Source organism: Acinetobacter sp. TSRC1-2, assembly GCF_049895885.1.
Classification (GTDB): Bacteria; Pseudomonadota; Gammaproteobacteria; order Pseudomonadales; family Moraxellaceae; genus Acinetobacter.
The window spans coordinates 50,007-66,703 of sequence record NZ_JAFCTF010000009.1; the positions used below are offsets into that span (position 1 = coordinate 50,007).

Sequence of the window (16,697 nt, forward strand, 5' to 3'; positions counted from 1 at the left end):
TGTATTTAAACACGTTATTATCGGATCATCTACAAAGTAGCTTGATAATTAAAGAGGTCGCAGATGACTACGGAAGCACTGAATAAGTCTGACTTAATAGAGCGAATTTCCCTTAAAAATCCACACTTAGCAGAACCTTTGGTCGAAGAAGCTGTTAAAATTATGATTGATCAAATGATAGCTGCATTATCATCTGATAATCGTATTGAAATTCGTGGTTTTGGCAGTTTTGCTTTGCATCACCGTGATCCACGTGTGGGGCGTAATCCTAAAACAGGAAAGTCTGTTGAAGTGGCTGCAAAAGCAGTTCCACACTTTAAACCTGGTAAGGCATTACGTGATGCAGTAAACGAATCTGCAGAGTAATAAAAAATTCCAAAAGGGGTATTTATGCGTTACGTATTGGTTGCTTTGCTTATTGTACTGTTTGGCTATTCACTGGCTTTGGTTTTACAAAATGGTACTGAACTAAGTGTAGATCTGCTATTTACTCAAGTTCCTGCTATGCGTTTAGGCTTATTGTTATTACTTACTTTAGCTTTGGGTGTGGTATTGGGTTTATTGTTAGGTGTGCAAATTTTCCGAGTATTTCAAAATAGTTGGGAAATTAAACGATTGCGTAAAGACATTGAATATCTCCGGAAAGAGCAAATTCAAACTGCCCAATTGGCTGCTGCTGAAGCTGCAGCTCATACTAGGCATGAAAAAACTGTATTAGATATTACCAACGAAAATAAAAGCCCATTATAATGGGCTTTCTTTTTGTCCGACCGAAGGTAAATTCTCTTGAGTATCATTGTTGCACTGGATGCTAAAAGCCAATATGACGCGTTAACCATTGCAGAGCAATTAGACCCTGCTTTATGTCGAGTAAAAGTTGGTAAAGAGTTATTTACCCATGAAGGTCCAAGTGTAGTTAAGGCACTGCACGAAAAAGGCTTTGAGGTTTTCTTGGATTTAAAATTCCATGATATTCCAAATACGACTGCACAAGCCGTATGCGCAGCAGCAGATCTTGGTGTGTGGATGGTGAACGTACACGCATCAGGTGGCCGTAAGATGATGGAGACCTGTGTAGAACGTTTAAAAGCGGGGAACTACAAGACTCAACTGATTGCTGTGACTGTGTTGACTTCAATGGGGCGTGAGGACTTAAAAGATATCGGTTTAGATATTGAACCAGTTGAGCAAGTAAAACGCCTTGCTCAGCTCACTCAAGACAGTGGTTTGGATGGTGTGGTGTGTTCTGCTCAGGAAGCAAAAATGCTTCGCGAAACTTTGGATCAGGATTTTGCTTTAGTCACTCCGGGTATTCGCCCAGCGGGTTCAAATGCAGATGATCAAAAACGTATTGTAACGCCAAAACAGGCGATGCTTGATGGTTCAACGCATTTGGTAATTGGTCGTCCAATTACTCAATCAGAAGACCCAAGTCAAACTTTGCGTGATATTTTAGCGACAATTTAATCTAAATTTGGTGTATTTAAAAGCCGACTTGATGTCGGCTTTTTTGTTTTAATTCTTTTAAATCCTTTCTAACTCTCCTTTGAAAAAGACGGGGATAATCTTTTAATGGAAGTGAAAGATTTAGGCAGATTATTTATAAAGCTGCCAATACACTCACTAAAATCGGTGCAAGCACAGAAAGAATAAAACCACTGACCATGGCATGTGGAATAAACTCATTGCCACAGGCTTGTTTGACCATAGGTAGAGTGACATCCATAGCAGTTGCTGCAGCGGATGAAATTGCAGAGCGAGGATAGCGCCAGCCAATGCTATACATCAAAATAATGGCAATAATCTCTCTGAATAAATCATTCATCAGTGCGATACTGCCCAGCTCGGCATTTTTTAATTCAGTTACCACAATGCCGGTCATGGAATAAAAACCATAACCCTGTGACAGCATAATCAGGTCTTTGAGGCTGATATCTCTCACAATTGCTGCAGTAAAAAAAGCACCGCTTAATGAACCGACGATACAGCCGATGGGTACAAGCATGATTTTCCAGTTCAGCCATGAGCGGTCGAGTGGGGAATAGGCTAGATCCAAACCAATCAAGAACATAAAGATGAGCAGTAGATTCCATGTGCTCAGGTGCAAGCTATAATCAAAATGATTAAAAATTTCAGCCAGCCCATAACCTGATGCGAGTGCAATAAAGGCATAACTAATGTTAAGCAGCGATTTAACCAATAACTTTGCGGATACTTTACCTTGTGTGGGTTGATAGCCAATACTTTTAAACAGGATATAACAGCAGAGAAAAGCACCCAGTGATGTTGCAATCGAGAGGATGAGTGCATGAGATAAAATTTGCAATGGACTGCTTATGCTGTGCAGTGTTTGAGAAAATTCCATCGCGATGGCAATGAGTAGAATATAAGTAAAATAGGGTAGAACTTTAAAAGCTAAGCTTTCTAAGTACCGAGGAAGTTTACGGGCAAGAACGAAGCCAAGGAATAAACAAATCAGAAGTTGGATGATCAACCAAAGTGATTGCATACAAAAAGTCTGCAGGTGAAAAGACACCTGCTTATTATGACCATTAAGTATTTAGGCTGCACGACTTCCAGATTTTTTATTTAGCAAGCGGTAATCTGCGGGATTAAGTTTTTTGGTTTTTAGCCAATATTTCCATGTATAGGTGGGCCAAAGCGCAAAGTTTTTACCTCCCTCTTGCTGATACCAACTGACACATCCAGATTGCCAAATAGTTCCATTAAGAAGGCTTTGTACTTCTACATTAAATTGATCTTGTACTTGGTCTTTCACCACAATTGCATGGCTATGGGATTGTTTAACCAGTTGAATCATTTGTAAGATATAATTGACCTGTGACTCAATCATAAAGAGGACAGAGTTGTGCGCCAAAACTGTATTGGGTCCTAATAATTGAAATAAATTTGGAAAATGTTTGGTGCAAATGCCATAAAAGCTTTCCGCGCCATCATGCCAAGCCTCTCGTAAATCAAGACCATTTTCTCCCGTACATTTAAAAGATTTTAAATAGATACGTGGGTCTGTGATAAATCCAGTACCGTAAATTAGGCAATCAATTTTACGTTCTTTACCATCTTTGCTAATGATGCTGTTGGTGGTGATTTCTTGAATGCTATCGGTAACGAGTTCGACATTGCGTCGTTTAAAGGTTGGATAGTACTTGTTAGAAACTAAAATACGTTTACACCCCATAATGTAATCAGGGGTGAGGTTTTGAGCCAGGTTTTTATCTTTCACTTGATATTTAATATAAGCTTCCGCGAGTTTTTGGGTGTATTTCATCACGGTTGGTTTAACTATGGGGATTACACGCGATTCATTTGACCAATAGAGACGTGCACGATGCAGCTTTCTAAACCAATCAAACTTATCAAACAACTGCTTTTCTAAGCTTGAATAATTACGTTCATCTCGTGGAATGACCCAAGCTGCAGTACGTTGAAATACATACAGTTGCTTCACTTTGGGGGCGATTTCAGGAATATATTGAATGGCGCTACCACCCGTACCCACGGATGCAACGTTTTTATTGCTGAGGTCATATTGATGATCCCATTGCGATGAATGAAAAACTTTACCCTGAAACTTTTCAATGCCTGTGATGTGTGGAATTTGCGGAACATGTAGAGGGCCAGATGCGAAAACAACAAATTGAGCCATCAGGGTTGTGTCATTGTTTAATGTCAGCTTCCAGTCACAACTTTGCTGATTGTATTCGGTAGCCATAACCTCGCAATTAAAATGGCAGTATTTTTTCAAATCATAACCGCTCATTAAGCTTTGAATATAGGCAAAAATTTCAGGTGCTTCAGCATAGCGCTTCGACCAATCACTTTTAGCTGCAAAAGAAAGTGAATACATATGGGATTGCACATCACAGGCTGCACCCGGGTATTGATTCTCACGCCAAGTCCCACCAACATCATTCGCTTTTTCTAAAATGACAAAATCTTGAATATCGTTTTGTAATAAACGAATGGCCATGGCTAAGCCGCCAAATCCTGCTCCAATAACGGCAATTTGAGTTTGTTGTGGTAGTTGCCTGCTTTGAGTTGCATCACACATTTTTTATTTGCCTTATAGGTCTATTTTTATATAGCTTATATGAATAGATGAATCTGCAACATGATAGACATGACAAAAAAATTGATAGATTCGGCAATTTGCAAGAGTGAAATTTTATAGTAAAAACTGTCATATTCTTTTAATTTGACAATGCTATGAAACGATCAATTCTTGGCTTGATGTATTTAATTCAAGGCATGCGTAAAGCTGGGGTTGCAGTCGATCAAAAACTTCAAAGTATTGGTCTGCGTGCTGACGCATTGGATCCAAGTTCAATTATTCATCCAAGTTTGGAGTGGGACATCTTAAAAGTCATAGGGCAAGACGTTGCGCCCGAAAAAGGGTTGTTTATTGGGCAGCATTATGCACTTGCTGGCTATGGTCCTTTACTGATGCTGTTGGTGACCAGTGACAATGTACGTACAGCTTTAGAGAAAGGTATTTTGTATCAATCTTTAACCCATTTAACTGGGGCTTTAAGCTTGAAATATACAGAGCATAAAGTTGCTTTGTGTTATGAGCCGCATGATTTAAATAGTGATCTGGGTTTATTACGGGCGCAATGTGAAATTTCAGGGACCTATAAATTTATTCAAGATCTTTATAAAATGATGGGATTGAGCATTCCTCAAATCCACATTGATTTGCCATTTTTACAACCAGAAAACCAAGAGTTCTTAAAAAACTATCATGATTACTATGGTTTAGAGTTACGGTTTGATTCGAAGTGTGCAGAATTCTGGTTTGATGATGCAGTCCTGGATGTTCAGATTCCATCCGCAGATAAAATAACTTTTAAAATCTATGAAAGTAAATGTATAGCGGAGTTAGAACGCTTAAAAGTGGATCAACAAGTACCTTTATTAGTGCAACGTGTGCAAGATTATTTAGAGTTACAGCAAGGCGTGATGCCAACGATGGCAGAAACAGCGCAAGCATTGCAAATTCCAGAGCGAACCTTGCGCCATCAATTGCAACAATTACAGAGCAGTTATAAACAAATACGTGAACAACTGATTAAAGATAAAGCACTAAGGTTGATAGAATATAAAGAGTATTCTATTGAAATGATCGCAGAGTTACTGGGCTATTCCGAGCCAGCGGCTTTTAATCATGCCTTTAAAAGATGGTTTGGATACAGTCCACGCCAGTACTTTAAATAGCCTAAGTTTATTAATGCCAAAGTGTTATATATTCCATCTCAAACTTCGCTATACTTTGAATAGCCTAAAATAGTATCCAATCATATGTCAGACTTAAATTCTAAGCACAGCACCGCCTTTATTCCTTTGTCACCTGCAGAACGTTACGCGCAAGCGATCTCTTCTGGTCAGTTCATGCCGGATGATGCACAGGCACAAGCTGTCCATGAGTTGGATCGTGTTTGGCAAGAACTGCTACAGCGTTTTAAGGCATCAAAAAAAGCTTTCCGTCGCTTCCGTCGTCAAACCTCTCCTAAAGGTGTCTATATGTGGGGCGGTGTAGGGCGCGGAAAAACCTGGTTGATGGATCAGTTTTTCGATTCGATTCCTTTTCGTCGCAAAATGCGCATGCATTTCCATCATTTTATGCAGCATGTGCATCGTGAATTAAACAAATTATCAGGGCAACGTAATCCACTTGAGTTGGTGGCTGATCAAATTTACCAACAAGCCGTGGTGATTTGTTTTGATGAATTCTTTGTATCGAATGTTACAGATGCGATGATTCTAAGTGAATTGTTCCAAAAATTATTTGATCGCGGAATCACGCTGGTTGCAACATCCAACATTGCCCCAGATGGTCTGTATAAAAATGGGATTCACCGTGACCGTTTTATTCCCACCATTGAGATGGTGAAAAAGAACTGTGCAATTTTAAATGTCGATGCAGGGGTAGATTATCGTCTACGCGTACTTAAACAAGCGCAATTGTTTAAATCTCCACTGACGCATGATCACAAAAACTGGATCGCACAGCGTTTTACTGCTTTGACCCAAACTCAAAAAATTTCTCAAGAGCCGATTATTATTAATAACCGTATTGTGGAAACAGTTGGGCATACTGAAGACGTTTTATGGTGTGAATTTTCAGAGTTGTGTTTCAAACCGCGTAGTCCGGCAGACTTTATTGAAATCGCCAATATCTATAACACCGTGCTGGTGAGTAACGTTCCGCATTTAACAGACTACTTGTCGGAAGGCGCACGTCGTTTTATTTATCTGGTCGATGAGTTTTATGATCGTGGCGTGAAACTGTTATTAACTTCTGAAGATTCAATTATTGAGATTTATCAAGGTGAAAAATTAGCCTTTGAAATTGAACGTACGCGTTCACGTTTACTAGAAATGCAGTCCGATGAGTATCTAAATGCGGAGCACAAGCTTATACAGAATATAGGATCACCAGCGAATTAAAAGCAAGCGCCAGAAATGGCGCTTTTTTATTGCTAAAAAATGTGTATTTAGTCGACATTTAAGGCTAGTCATTGTTTAATCTTTGCTCTATAACTATACCAATGTCGGGTTTAAGTACTGTTTTTATCCATAAATCTGCACTTAAGTCTAATTTCGACATTTCAAAAACTTTATAAACTGTAAAAAGGTATTCAAGTTGATGATGACACTGCATTTATGAGCTCTATTTTATTTAATAATATGCATATTTGTTTTATAAAAAATGATCACTATTTAGCAATGTGATAGTACTATTCAGCTAGATTTAAATCGGTATACTAGAATCTCTTGTTATAAAAAGTAGCAATATCAGGAAAGACAATGACTGCACGTATTCAAAAAGGCAAGTTAGCGATTGCTAAAGAACTTTACGATTTTATCGAAAATGAAGCATTACCAGGTTCTGGTTTAGACAGCGAAACATACTGGAAAAACTTCGAGCAAGTCGTTGTTGATCTTAGTCCCAAGAATAAGGCGCTTTTAGCTAAGCGTGAAGATCTTCAGGCTAAAATTGATGAATGGCACCGCAACAACAAATTTGAATTAGGAGCTTACAAAGCTTTCCTTACAGAAATTGGCTACTTATTACCAGAAGTAGAAGATTTCAAGATCAGCACAGAAAATGTCGACGAAGAAATCGCGCTTTTGGCTGGTCCGCAACTTGTAGTACCTGTACGTAATGCACGTTATTGCTTGAACGCGGCAAATGCGCGTTGGGGTTCTTTATACGATGCACTTTACGGTTTCGACGTGATCCCTGAAGAAGATGGCGCGGAAAAAGGTAAGGGCTATAATCCAGTCCGTGGTGAAAAAGTAATTGCATTCGCGAAAAATTTCTTAAATGAAACTTTCCCGTTGGCAAATGGTTCGCATGTAGATGCAACAAAATACACAGTAGAGCACAATGCACTGGTTGTGACTTTAAAAGATGGTTCTACCACCACTTTAGCGCATTCAGCACAATTCGTTGGGTATAACGGCGAAGCTGCTGCACCGAATGAAATTGTATTTAAAAATAATGGATTGCATGTAATTGTTGAAATTGATGCAACCAGTCCGATTGGTCAAACAGATGCGGCTGGCGTTAAAGACTTAGTGCTTGAAGCAGCTGTAACCACTATCCAAGATTTAGAAGATTCGATTGCTGCAGTGGATGCAGAAGAAAAAGTAGAAGGCTACCGTAACTGGTTAGGCTTAATGCGCGGCACGCTCGAAGAATCAATCGCAAAAAATGGTAAAACGGTTACCCGTTCGTTGAATAAAGATCGCACCCATAAAAACCTGATTGGTGGTGTGACTTCTATTCACGGTCGTTCATTAATGCTTCTTCGTAATGTGGGTCACCTGATGACCAATCCAGCCATTCTTGTAGATGGTGCGGAAATTTATGAAGGCATCATGGATGCTTTGGTTACACCATTATTGTCTTTTGCAGACATTAAAGGTGAAAACGAAATCAAGAACTCGCGTAAAGGTTCGATGTATATCGTTAAACCAAAAATGCATGGTCCTGAAGAAGTTGCTTTTGCGGTTGAACTGTTTGAACGTGCTGAGCAAGCATTAGGCTTACCAGCTAAAACGCTTAAAATCGGTATCATGGATGAAGAGCGTCGTACATCCGTAAACTTGAAAAACTGTATCGCTCAAGCGAAAGACCGTACCATCTTCATTAACACGGGCTTCATGGATCGTACCGGTGATGAAATTCATACTTTCATGGAAGCTGGTCCTTTCGTTCGTAAAGGCGAAGTGAAATCTCAAATCTGGTTCCCGGCTTATGAGAACCGTAACGTGATGGTTGGCTTGAAAGCAGGCTTACGTGGTAAAGCACAAATTGGTAAAGGCATGTGGCCAAAACCAGATATGTTGCTTGACATGTACAAAACCAAAACTGAACATCCAGAAGCAGGTGCAAGCTGTGCATGGGTTCCATCACCTGCAGGTGCGGTCATTCACGCGATTCATTATCACCAAATTAATGTAGCAAGCCGTCAGCAAGAATTGTTGGCGACTGATGCATTACCTTTAGATGATTTGTTAACTCCGCCTTTAGCGAAAGACACTAATTGGTCTGAAGAAGAGAAAACCAAAGAACTTGAAAATAACTGTCAGGGTATTTTAGGTTACGTGGTTCGTTGGGTTGATTTGGGTGTAGGTTGTTCTAAAGTTCTCGATATCAACAACGTTGGTTTGATGGAAGACCGTGCAACTTTACGTATTTCATCTCAACACGTTGCAAACTGGTTACGTCACGGTATCGTAACGCGTGCGCAAGTTGAAGAAGTAATGCAGCGTATGGCGAAAATTGTGGATGAGCAAAATGCCAATGATCCGCTTTACACGCCAATGTCGAATGACTTTGAAAATAACATTGCGTTCCAAGCCGCTTCTGACTTGATCTTTAAAGGTGGTGAACAGCCATCAGGTTATACAGAACCTCTATTACATGCAGCACGTTTGAAATTAAAAGGTTATACAGGCGACTAATCCTGTGAACCGAGTAAAAAAGCCTCCTTGTGAGGCTTTTTTATATAGGATCGATACATAATAATGGAGTATAAATCATGTATTTTTGGCACACCGATCAATTGATTGACGATTTAAAGCAAAACTGAGTTACTCAAGCCAAATTTAAAAATTATTATCTCGTCAGCGGTATTTTGATTTTATTGAGTTTTTTTAAGTCAGACTGGGGCTGAGTAGCTTAAAATTAGTTTGGCAGGATTTGTCATCAATTTAGGCTTATTGATCAGTTGAACCCATGCCATATCTAAGATTAATGGTGGTGAACAGGGATAGAATTTTTTAAATCGTTTTATTGCCTTATATTTACCAATTACACTAAAAATTTCATTATTTATGATTGTCGCTTTCTCTATTTTGGAATTGATCTTTAATCCATTTAAAGCACAAGTTGATGAAGCTCAACTTGCGTATATTGCTGCGATTAAAAGTGTCGTGGTGGACATAGCAATTTCATTTTTAATTTACTAGCCTATCTTGTTGTCATCGAAAAAGTGAACAGTTAATTTTGATTAGGTCATAATAAATCTTAGGTTCAGGGTATAACACAGTGCTTATCTTGATTACATTGGCAGACTTAAGCGAATGTATCTTTTAAGGGTGAGAAAAACTCTGGTTTATCACATCTTAAGGGAGAGGCGGACTTGGGAAGAATTATGCTGTACACATTGGCTAACGATTCCCAACGACCTAATACAGAATCATTGATATAGTTAAAGCTATAATAAGTCAGTTTAATTTAATACCTATGCTATGTGTGCAAACTTCAAACCACTAACGCTCAAACAATTACAGGATTTAAATCTTCCAGAAGTTCCTTTTGAATATCCGGAAGAAGCCTATCCAGGTTATGATTTGCCTTTGTTGTTTAAATCACAACAAGGGCTTGAATGGCGTAAAGTAATGTTTGGTCTCGTACCGAAATGGGCAGAGGATAAAACGATTGCAAGTAAAACCTATAATGCCCGCAATGAGACCTTGTTTCAGAAACCTACTTTCAATAATGCATTAACGAAATATAAATTTGGTGTCATTCCGGTGGCTGAGTTTTACGAGTCCAAATATTTTGATCATAAAGCCCAACGTTGGGGTGTACGTCGGAAAGATGGTCAAGCTGTTTTTATTGCTGCACTTTACGAAATTTGTAAGATTGGGGATGAAGTGATTCGTTCAGCTACCATGCTTACGATGAACGCAATTGACCATCCCATGATGAAAGAATTTCATGAACCTGGAAATATTAAACGCTCAGTGATTGTAATTCCTCACGAGCGTTTAAATGAATGGCTGAGTTGGAAGTCTCCGGATATCCGATCATTTGTTGAAGGGTTTCCTGAAAATGAATTTGAATGTTCACATGTACCCAAAGTAAAAATCGAGAAAATAACTCCTCAACTAAATTTTTTTGATTAAATTTAGATTAACGTGCTAAATTTTTGAAAATATGCTTAAGGCTTTCCATCATTTTTTCAATTTGTAAGGGGGTTAAGCCATCAAAAGATTGTTCCAAAACCACATGGGTGAGGTCATTAATCTTCTGGGTCATTTGTTGCCCTTTGTCCGTTAACACTACACGAGTAATGCGGGCATCATCTTCACAAGAATAGGTTTCTACTAATCCTTCATCTTTAAGGCGATATACAATTTTGGTGGTTGTCGACATCTTGGATACGACCATTTCAGATAGATCTGACACACTGGCATGAGGTTTTGATTTTAAAGAGAGCAAAATTCGTCGGCGAGAATTATCTAAACCATATTTTTTTAAGGCATGATCCACGTTCTGTACATGTTGAGCATGTACTTGAGTAACCCAATAATATGGAAAATTTTCTAAACTAAAATTTTCTACACAAGGTAAAAATTTACTATATTTTTTTGTCATGGATGTTTCTCCTGTTTTTAATTGTTGTAATTGTATTTTATTATTGTAACTATGTTGTTTAAAAATTTTGACTAAAATTTCTTTGTAATAGTCATTACAGTTAAAGCAAAGAGAGCAACTCTTCATTAAATTTTTTAGATTAAAATTAAGTTAATGCGCTAAATTTTTGAAAATATGCTTAAGAGTTTCCATCATTTTTTCAATTTGTAAGGGGGTTAAGCCATCAAAAGATTGTTCTAAAACCACATTAGTAAGATCATTAATCTTTTGGGTCATTTGTTGCCCTTTGTCCGTTAACACTACACGAGTAATTCGAGCATCATCTTCACATGAATACGTTTCTACTAATCCTTCATCTTTTAAGCGATAAACAATTTTAGTGGTCGTTGACATCTTGGATACGACCATTTCAGAAAGATCAGATACACTTGCATGCGGTTTTGATTTTAAAGAGAGCAAAATTCGGCGACGAGAATTATCTAAACCATATTTTTTTAATACATGATCGACGTTCTGGACGTATTGAGCATGTACTTGGGTAACCCAATAATATGGAAAATTTTCTAAACTAAAATTTTCCGGAGAAGGTAAAAATTTACTGAATTTTTTGGTCATGGTAAACGATCCCCTAATTCATTGTTGTAATTATAATTTTTCATTGAAGAGCATTTTATTCTAAAGCCATTTAGATTCGCAATACATATTGAATTATTTTTATCGCTAATTAATATATATTAAGTTTTTCATAATGCAATGGAAACTTACTATTTATAAAATTTCTTATACGAATCAAAATTAACTGTGATCGTCTAGAAGAGACAGGGGGTAACTGTCTTTATCTTGATGAAATCCTACAATACTCTGGGCGAATTTTAGTACTTCTTGTTCAACTTCAGAATTTTGAAAGGACTCTGAAAATAACATTGCCGTAGGAGTAGCGTGTTGTAAAACAACAGGCATAAACATTTCAAACTTTTGATTATTATGAGTGACCACGACCTTAACTTGATGCTGATCACATGATGAATCTAGATGAGGATATGCACCTCCATCGTTAGTATTAGCAATTGTTTTCGATGTTTTATTGAAGGTTAATGCTTTTTCATTGGCCATAGCAAATAATCCTGTAAATTTTTTGATTGGATTAGAGGTTTGCGCATCTAAGTTTAGCTATCGATTATTGAATGAAAAAATCTTGGCTGTATTTCATTCTAGTGAAAAAAATAGCTTTGGGAACTGATCTTTTTAACAAAAAATTTCTGATATTTGGGTCATAAGTTAAATAAAATAATATATATGTCAAGTAAATTTTGTAATAAAATTCATAAAAACAATAACTTGCATTTTCATCATTTGTATTTTTTAAATTTTAGTGGTTATAACCTTTGAGTTTGTATTAGATCCGAATCAAAACTTCAGACGAATAGATGAGATACGTCACACAAGTGAGTATATGTTTTATACAGATTGGCACTTTTATGATTAAAAATATAAAAATTTAATTACAAATTTTGTAGATTATGCATAATTAATTTATCTATTGTTGAACAGGGCATATCTATGGATCCGTCGCCGTGCAGGTCTACGTTTATTTTTAACCAAATTCATGGAATCGGAGATGTAAACTAATGGAGTTTTTGTTAGATCCGGGAATTTGGGTTGGTTTACTTACCCTTATTGTTTTAGAAATTGTCTTAGGTATTGATAACCTAGTGTTTATTGCCATTTTGGCAGAAAAACTTCCTCCAGAACAACGTGATAAAGCACGTGTATTGGGTCTTTCCCTCGCTTTATTCATGCGCCTGGGCTTATTGTTTGCCATCTCTTGGTTAGTCACTTTGACCAAACCGCTTATTACCGTCTTTGATTGGACATTCTCAGGTCGAGATCTTATTCTTTTATTTGGTGGTTTGTTCCTACTGTATAAAGCAGTAAGCGAATTGCACGAAAGAATGGAAGGGAAACCTGAAGTTAAAATTACAACGAATGTTGTTTATGCAAGTTTTACAGCAGTTGTAGCACAAATTGTAGTGTTAGATGCTGTATTCTCTTTAGATTCGGTGATTACCGCCATTGGTATGGTCGACAATATCTATGTAATGATGGTAGCGATGATTGTGGCTATGGCCGTAATGTTACTTGCTTCCAAACCATTAACTGATTTTGTAAATCGTCATCCAACCGTAATTATTCTTTGTCTAAGCTTCTTACTATTAATTGGTATTAGCTTGATTGCCGAAGGTTTTGGTTTCCATATTCCAAAAGGCTATATCTACTCAGGTATTGGCGTTGCGATTGTGATTGAAGCTTTCAATCAGTTTACTCAGCGTAATACTACAAAGCACGAATCAAAGATTCCATTGCGCCACCGTACTGCGGATTCCATCTTGAAATTGATGGGCGGAAAAATGGAAACTGTCACTGACAGTGCTCAGCACTTTGAAGCTCAAGAAGCGTTTGCCGATGAAGAACGCTATATGATTGGTGGGGTACTAACCCTAGCAGAAAGGTCAGTCGCTTCGATCATGACCCCGCGAAATCAAATTTCTTGGGTAGACATTGATGATACGCCTGAACAAATTCGTGAACAGGTACTAGCTGTACCGCACAGCTTATTTCCAGTTTGTCGCGGCAGCTTGGACAAGGTCTTGAGTGTGGTTCGTGCCAAAGAGCTTCTAGATGTACTGGAAGATGACGAACAACTTAAAGCTTTAATCAAACGCCATCGCCCGATCTATATTTTTGAAAAAATGAAAGTGATCGATGCGATCAATACCTTACGTACTTCTAAAGGCTCATTGGTTTTAGTCAGTGATGAATTTGGTAATGTACAAGGTTTGATTTCTCCGCTAGATGTGTTTGAAGCCATTGCCGGAGAATTCCCAGATGCGGATGAACAGCTCGATTTAGTCAAAATTGATGAGCACACTTGGAAAGCATCCGGCATGCTTGATGTATATCAGCTTGAATTAGAGTTGGGCATGATGGATTTGGTCGAAGAAGATGCAGGCTATATCAGTCTTGCAGGTCTAATTCTAGATAAAACTCATGGAGAAGTGAACTTAGGTACTCAGCTTGAGTATCAGGGGGTGCACTTTGAGGTGACAGAATTGGATGATAATCGAATTAAATCCGTTTTAATTGTGCATCGCTAGAAAGTGATTAAGGACACTGGGAAAAGATATTAATATCTTTGCAGTTTTCTTTTTAACCGCTTTAATAACCCAACAGACAGGTGCTGTTGGGTTTTTTATCATTTTAATTTAGCTTTTCAAAGGTAGGAATAAGTTAAATTCTGATTTGATGCTATTAAAATGAAGAGCGCAAGTAACTTAATCAATCCTGAAAATCGCTATTTTTAGGGATATTTAAGATCAATAAAATGCTGAAAATAAGAATCTCGGAATATAGAAACAAGGGTTAAATTAGGTTAATGCGTATGACAAAAAGATCTCAGATTTTTTTCTCTGTGAAGAAAGGTAGATGTCTGAGGAATATTTAAAAGTTTTAAATATGATTTAGCAGGTTAAAAAGGAGGTATAAAAGCGCCGAGAAGATATTTTTGTCCATCCAAGTGTAATGCAGCAAACGATGCTTGCAGACATTCAACGTTTAAGAACTAAGGCAACGCCACATATCAATTTTTTTATGCAACATGTACCTGACTATTTTGATGACATGGGTTTGCTGTGTATCTGTAAACTGGATTTAAAAAACGATTTTGGAAACCATATTGCATTTATTTTTAGGCTGGAAAGTGTATTAAATTTTATTCTCTAGAGACTGGCTGAACCCTCTACTTTAAATTTCTCAGTTTGTATTTTATATAAAGAAAGCATAGGCAAAAATGCTCATCACGCTTAAAAATATCAGCATCCTTTGAGTTTCTATAGCTCAGATGCATATCGCTATAGTTAGTTGTGATAGTTTTTAAATAAACTCGATATTTTCCTTATAGTTCAATAAAAGCACATCCAATCATTTGGATATGCACATTTAAGTGAATTGAATAAGGAAATGTGATGTCAAATCAGCCTTTTGATACGGATGTTGTGGTGATTGGTACAGGTCCTGCAGGTGCCACGACGGCTTTAGCCTTGGCCACTTATGGGATTTCAGTCCGTTTTTATACCCAGTTTAATGGCTTGGCAAATTCTCCACGTGCACACATTACCAATCAGCGTGCAGTCGAAGTATTGCGTGAATTTGATTTAGAAGAAGAGGCCAAAAGCAGAGCGACCCCATGGCAACACATGGGGGAGAGTATGATCACGACCAGTTTGATTGGCGAAGAAATTGCCCGTATTCAGGCGTGGGGAACAGGCGATTTACGGCATGGTGATTATGTAAAGGGAAGTCCTTCGCCTTTATTCGATTTGGTGCAACCAGAAATGGAAGCACTACTGGTCAAACATGCAGTCGCACGTGGTGCAAATCTATTTTACAACACTGAATATTTAGATCATGAACAAGATGATGAGGGTGTTACAGTCTGGTTCTTAGACCGATTGGAAAACCGTAAATATTCGGTTCGTGCTAAGTATCTGGTGGGTATGGATGGAGCACGCTCTAAAATTGTTGAAAAAATCGGTCTTCCGATTGAAGGTCAGATGGCGCGTGCGGGTACGACCTATGTGCGTTTCAAAGCTGACTTGACTAAGTATGTGCAACATCGCCCAAGTATTTTGCATTGGATTGTCAATCCTGCTGCGGGTTTTGGTGAAATTGGTATGGGCTTGCTGCGCGCCATTTCTCCGTGGAATGACTGGATTGCAGGCTGGGGTTTTGACATTGCTCAAGGCGAACCTCAATATACTCAAGAACAAATTATTCAGCGTATTCATACTTTTATTGGTACGGATGATGTCGATATTGAAGTTCAAAATGTATCGGCATGGTATGTAAATCAGGCTTTTGCAAAACACTACTCTGTAGGTCGGGTTTTCTGTGGTGGCGATGCCGTACATCGTCATCCGCCATCCAGTGGTTTAGGTTCAAATACCTGCATTCAAGATGCATTTAACTTGGCATGGAAACTGGCTTTTGTGATTAAAGATTGGGCGAAGGCAGATTTATTGAGCTCTTATAGTGATGAACGCGTACCGGTTGGACAGCAAATTGTTGCACGTGCCAACCAGTCTCGAATGGATTATAAGCATCTCAAAGATGTTTTTGGTTTTGATCAAGGTGTTGCCACCACACAACAATTGTTAGATCGACTGAATGCACCGACAGCAGATGCTGCTGAATTACGTACTCAGTTAAATTATGCCTTAGAGATTAAAAACTTTGAGTTTAATGCACAAGGTGTGGAGCTGAATCAGCGTTATCAATCGGTTGCTGTAGTTTTAGAGGATGAATGTGAAGAACAATGGCAAGCTGATCCACAATTATATTTACAGGCAAGCTCTCGTCCTGGAGCGAAAATTCCACATTGCTGGTTAATTGATACTAAAAATGGTCAAAAGGTTTCCACCCTGGATATTGTGGGGAATGGCAAATTAACCTTGGTGACTGGTCTATCCGGTAATGCGTGGAAACAGGCAGCTGATCAATTAGAGCTGCCTTATTTGAATGTCGTGACTATTGGGCAAGAAGTGAAAGATGTTTACGGTATTTGGCAAAAAACCTGTGAAATTGCTGAAGCAGGCATGTTGCTGGTTCGACCAGATGGTTATGTGGCATGGCGTCATCAGGAAGCATTGTATGATGAAGCAATCGCCTTGCAGAAATTAACGCATGTGCTCGAACAAATGAATTATCAAATCGCTTAATGCAGGTT

General features: G+C 38.2%; 14 protein-coding genes. 9 read left to right on the top strand and 5 right to left on the bottom strand.

Annotation, left to right across the window (positions count from 1 at the left end; genetic code table 11):
• Positions 1-63 precede the first annotated feature (63 nt).
• Genes ACP69Y_RS10645 through pyrF form a run of 3 tightly spaced genes read left to right on the top strand, consistent with a single transcriptional unit; the run spans position 64 to position 1,467 of the window.
• Positions 64-366: an integration host factor subunit beta gene (locus ACP69Y_RS10645; protein ID WP_004648770.1), complete on the top strand. Its 303-nt coding sequence runs from the start codon at positions 64-66 to the stop codon at positions 364-366.
• Positions 367-390: 24 nt separating this feature from the next.
• A complete protein-coding gene (locus ACP69Y_RS10650; protein ID WP_131216209.1) occupies positions 391-750 on the top strand; it encodes a lipopolysaccharide assembly protein LapA domain-containing protein in 360 nt (119 codons plus the stop codon).
• Positions 751-786: 36 nt separating this feature from the next.
• On the top strand, positions 787-1,467 hold the full coding sequence (gene pyrF / locus ACP69Y_RS10655) for an orotidine-5'-phosphate decarboxylase (RefSeq protein WP_425918369.1): 681 nt from the start codon (positions 787-789) through the stop codon (positions 1,465-1,467).
• A gap of 133 nt (positions 1,468-1,600) precedes the next feature.
• On the opposite strand, the gene ACP69Y_RS10660 is transcribed toward pyrF, so the two are convergent.
• Together ACP69Y_RS10660 and ACP69Y_RS10665 are read right to left on the bottom strand one after the other, a co-directional pair.
• A complete protein-coding gene (locus ACP69Y_RS10660; protein WP_425918370.1) occupies positions 1,601-2,509 on the bottom strand; it encodes a lysine exporter LysO family protein in 909 nt (302 codons plus the stop codon).
• A 51-nt stretch (positions 2,510-2,560) separates the two neighbouring features.
• Complete coding sequence (locus tag ACP69Y_RS10665) at positions 2,561-4,072, bottom strand: flavin-containing monooxygenase (RefSeq protein ID WP_425918371.1); 1,512 nt, start codon at positions 4,070-4,072, stop codon at positions 2,561-2,563.
• Positions 4,073-4,227: 155 nt separating this feature from the next.
• Here ACP69Y_RS10665 and ACP69Y_RS10670 point away from each other — a divergent pair, with 155 nt between their 5' ends.
• The 4 genes from ACP69Y_RS10670 to ACP69Y_RS10685 all read left to right on the top strand — a co-directional run bounded on the left by ACP69Y_RS10670 (position 4,228) and on the right by ACP69Y_RS10685 (position 10,443).
• Positions 4,228-5,235 (top strand): helix-turn-helix domain-containing protein, encoded by a 1,008-nt coding sequence (locus ACP69Y_RS10670; RefSeq protein WP_425918372.1) that lies wholly within the window; start codon positions 4,228-4,230, stop codon positions 5,233-5,235.
• A gap of 84 nt (positions 5,236-5,319) precedes the next feature.
• A complete protein-coding gene (gene zapE / locus ACP69Y_RS10675) occupies positions 5,320-6,468 on the top strand; it encodes a cell division protein ZapE (protein ID WP_425918373.1) in 1,149 nt (382 codons plus the stop codon).
• 360 nt (positions 6,469-6,828) lie between these two features.
• On the top strand, positions 6,829-8,994 hold the full coding sequence (locus ACP69Y_RS10680; RefSeq protein ID WP_425918374.1) for a malate synthase G: 2,166 nt from the start codon (positions 6,829-6,831) through the stop codon (positions 8,992-8,994).
• A 789-nt stretch (positions 8,995-9,783) separates the two neighbouring features.
• The gene (locus ACP69Y_RS10685) at positions 9,784-10,443 is read left to right on the top strand and encodes an SOS response-associated peptidase family protein (RefSeq protein WP_425918375.1); all 660 of its coding nucleotides are present in this window, start codon (positions 9,784-9,786) and stop codon (positions 10,441-10,443) included.
• A gap of 7 nt (positions 10,444-10,450) precedes the next feature.
• Here ACP69Y_RS10685 and ACP69Y_RS10690 read toward each other — a convergent pair whose 3' ends face one another.
• From ACP69Y_RS10690 to ACP69Y_RS10700, 3 genes are all read right to left on the bottom strand, one after another.
• Complete coding sequence (locus tag ACP69Y_RS10690; RefSeq protein ID WP_425918376.1) at positions 10,451-10,915, bottom strand: MarR family winged helix-turn-helix transcriptional regulator; 465 nt, start codon at positions 10,913-10,915, stop codon at positions 10,451-10,453.
• Positions 10,916-11,065: 150 nt separating this feature from the next.
• On the bottom strand, positions 11,066-11,530 hold the full coding sequence (locus tag ACP69Y_RS10695; protein WP_425918377.1) for a MarR family winged helix-turn-helix transcriptional regulator: 465 nt from the start codon (positions 11,528-11,530) through the stop codon (positions 11,066-11,068).
• 180 nt (positions 11,531-11,710) lie between these two features.
• A complete protein-coding gene (locus ACP69Y_RS10700; protein WP_425918378.1) occupies positions 11,711-12,028 on the bottom strand; it encodes a hypothetical protein in 318 nt (105 codons plus the stop codon).
• A gap of 515 nt (positions 12,029-12,543) precedes the next feature.
• Here ACP69Y_RS10700 and ACP69Y_RS10705 point away from each other — a divergent pair.
• Entirely contained in the window at positions 12,544-14,070 is a 1,527-nt protein-coding gene (locus tag ACP69Y_RS10705) for a TerC family protein (RefSeq protein WP_425918379.1), read from the top strand.
• Between the two features lie 867 nt (positions 14,071-14,937).
• Complete coding sequence (locus ACP69Y_RS10710; RefSeq protein WP_425918380.1) at positions 14,938-16,689, top strand: FAD-dependent monooxygenase; 1,752 nt, start codon at positions 14,938-14,940, stop codon at positions 16,687-16,689.
• The last annotated feature ends 8 nt before the right edge of the window (positions 16,690-16,697 follow it).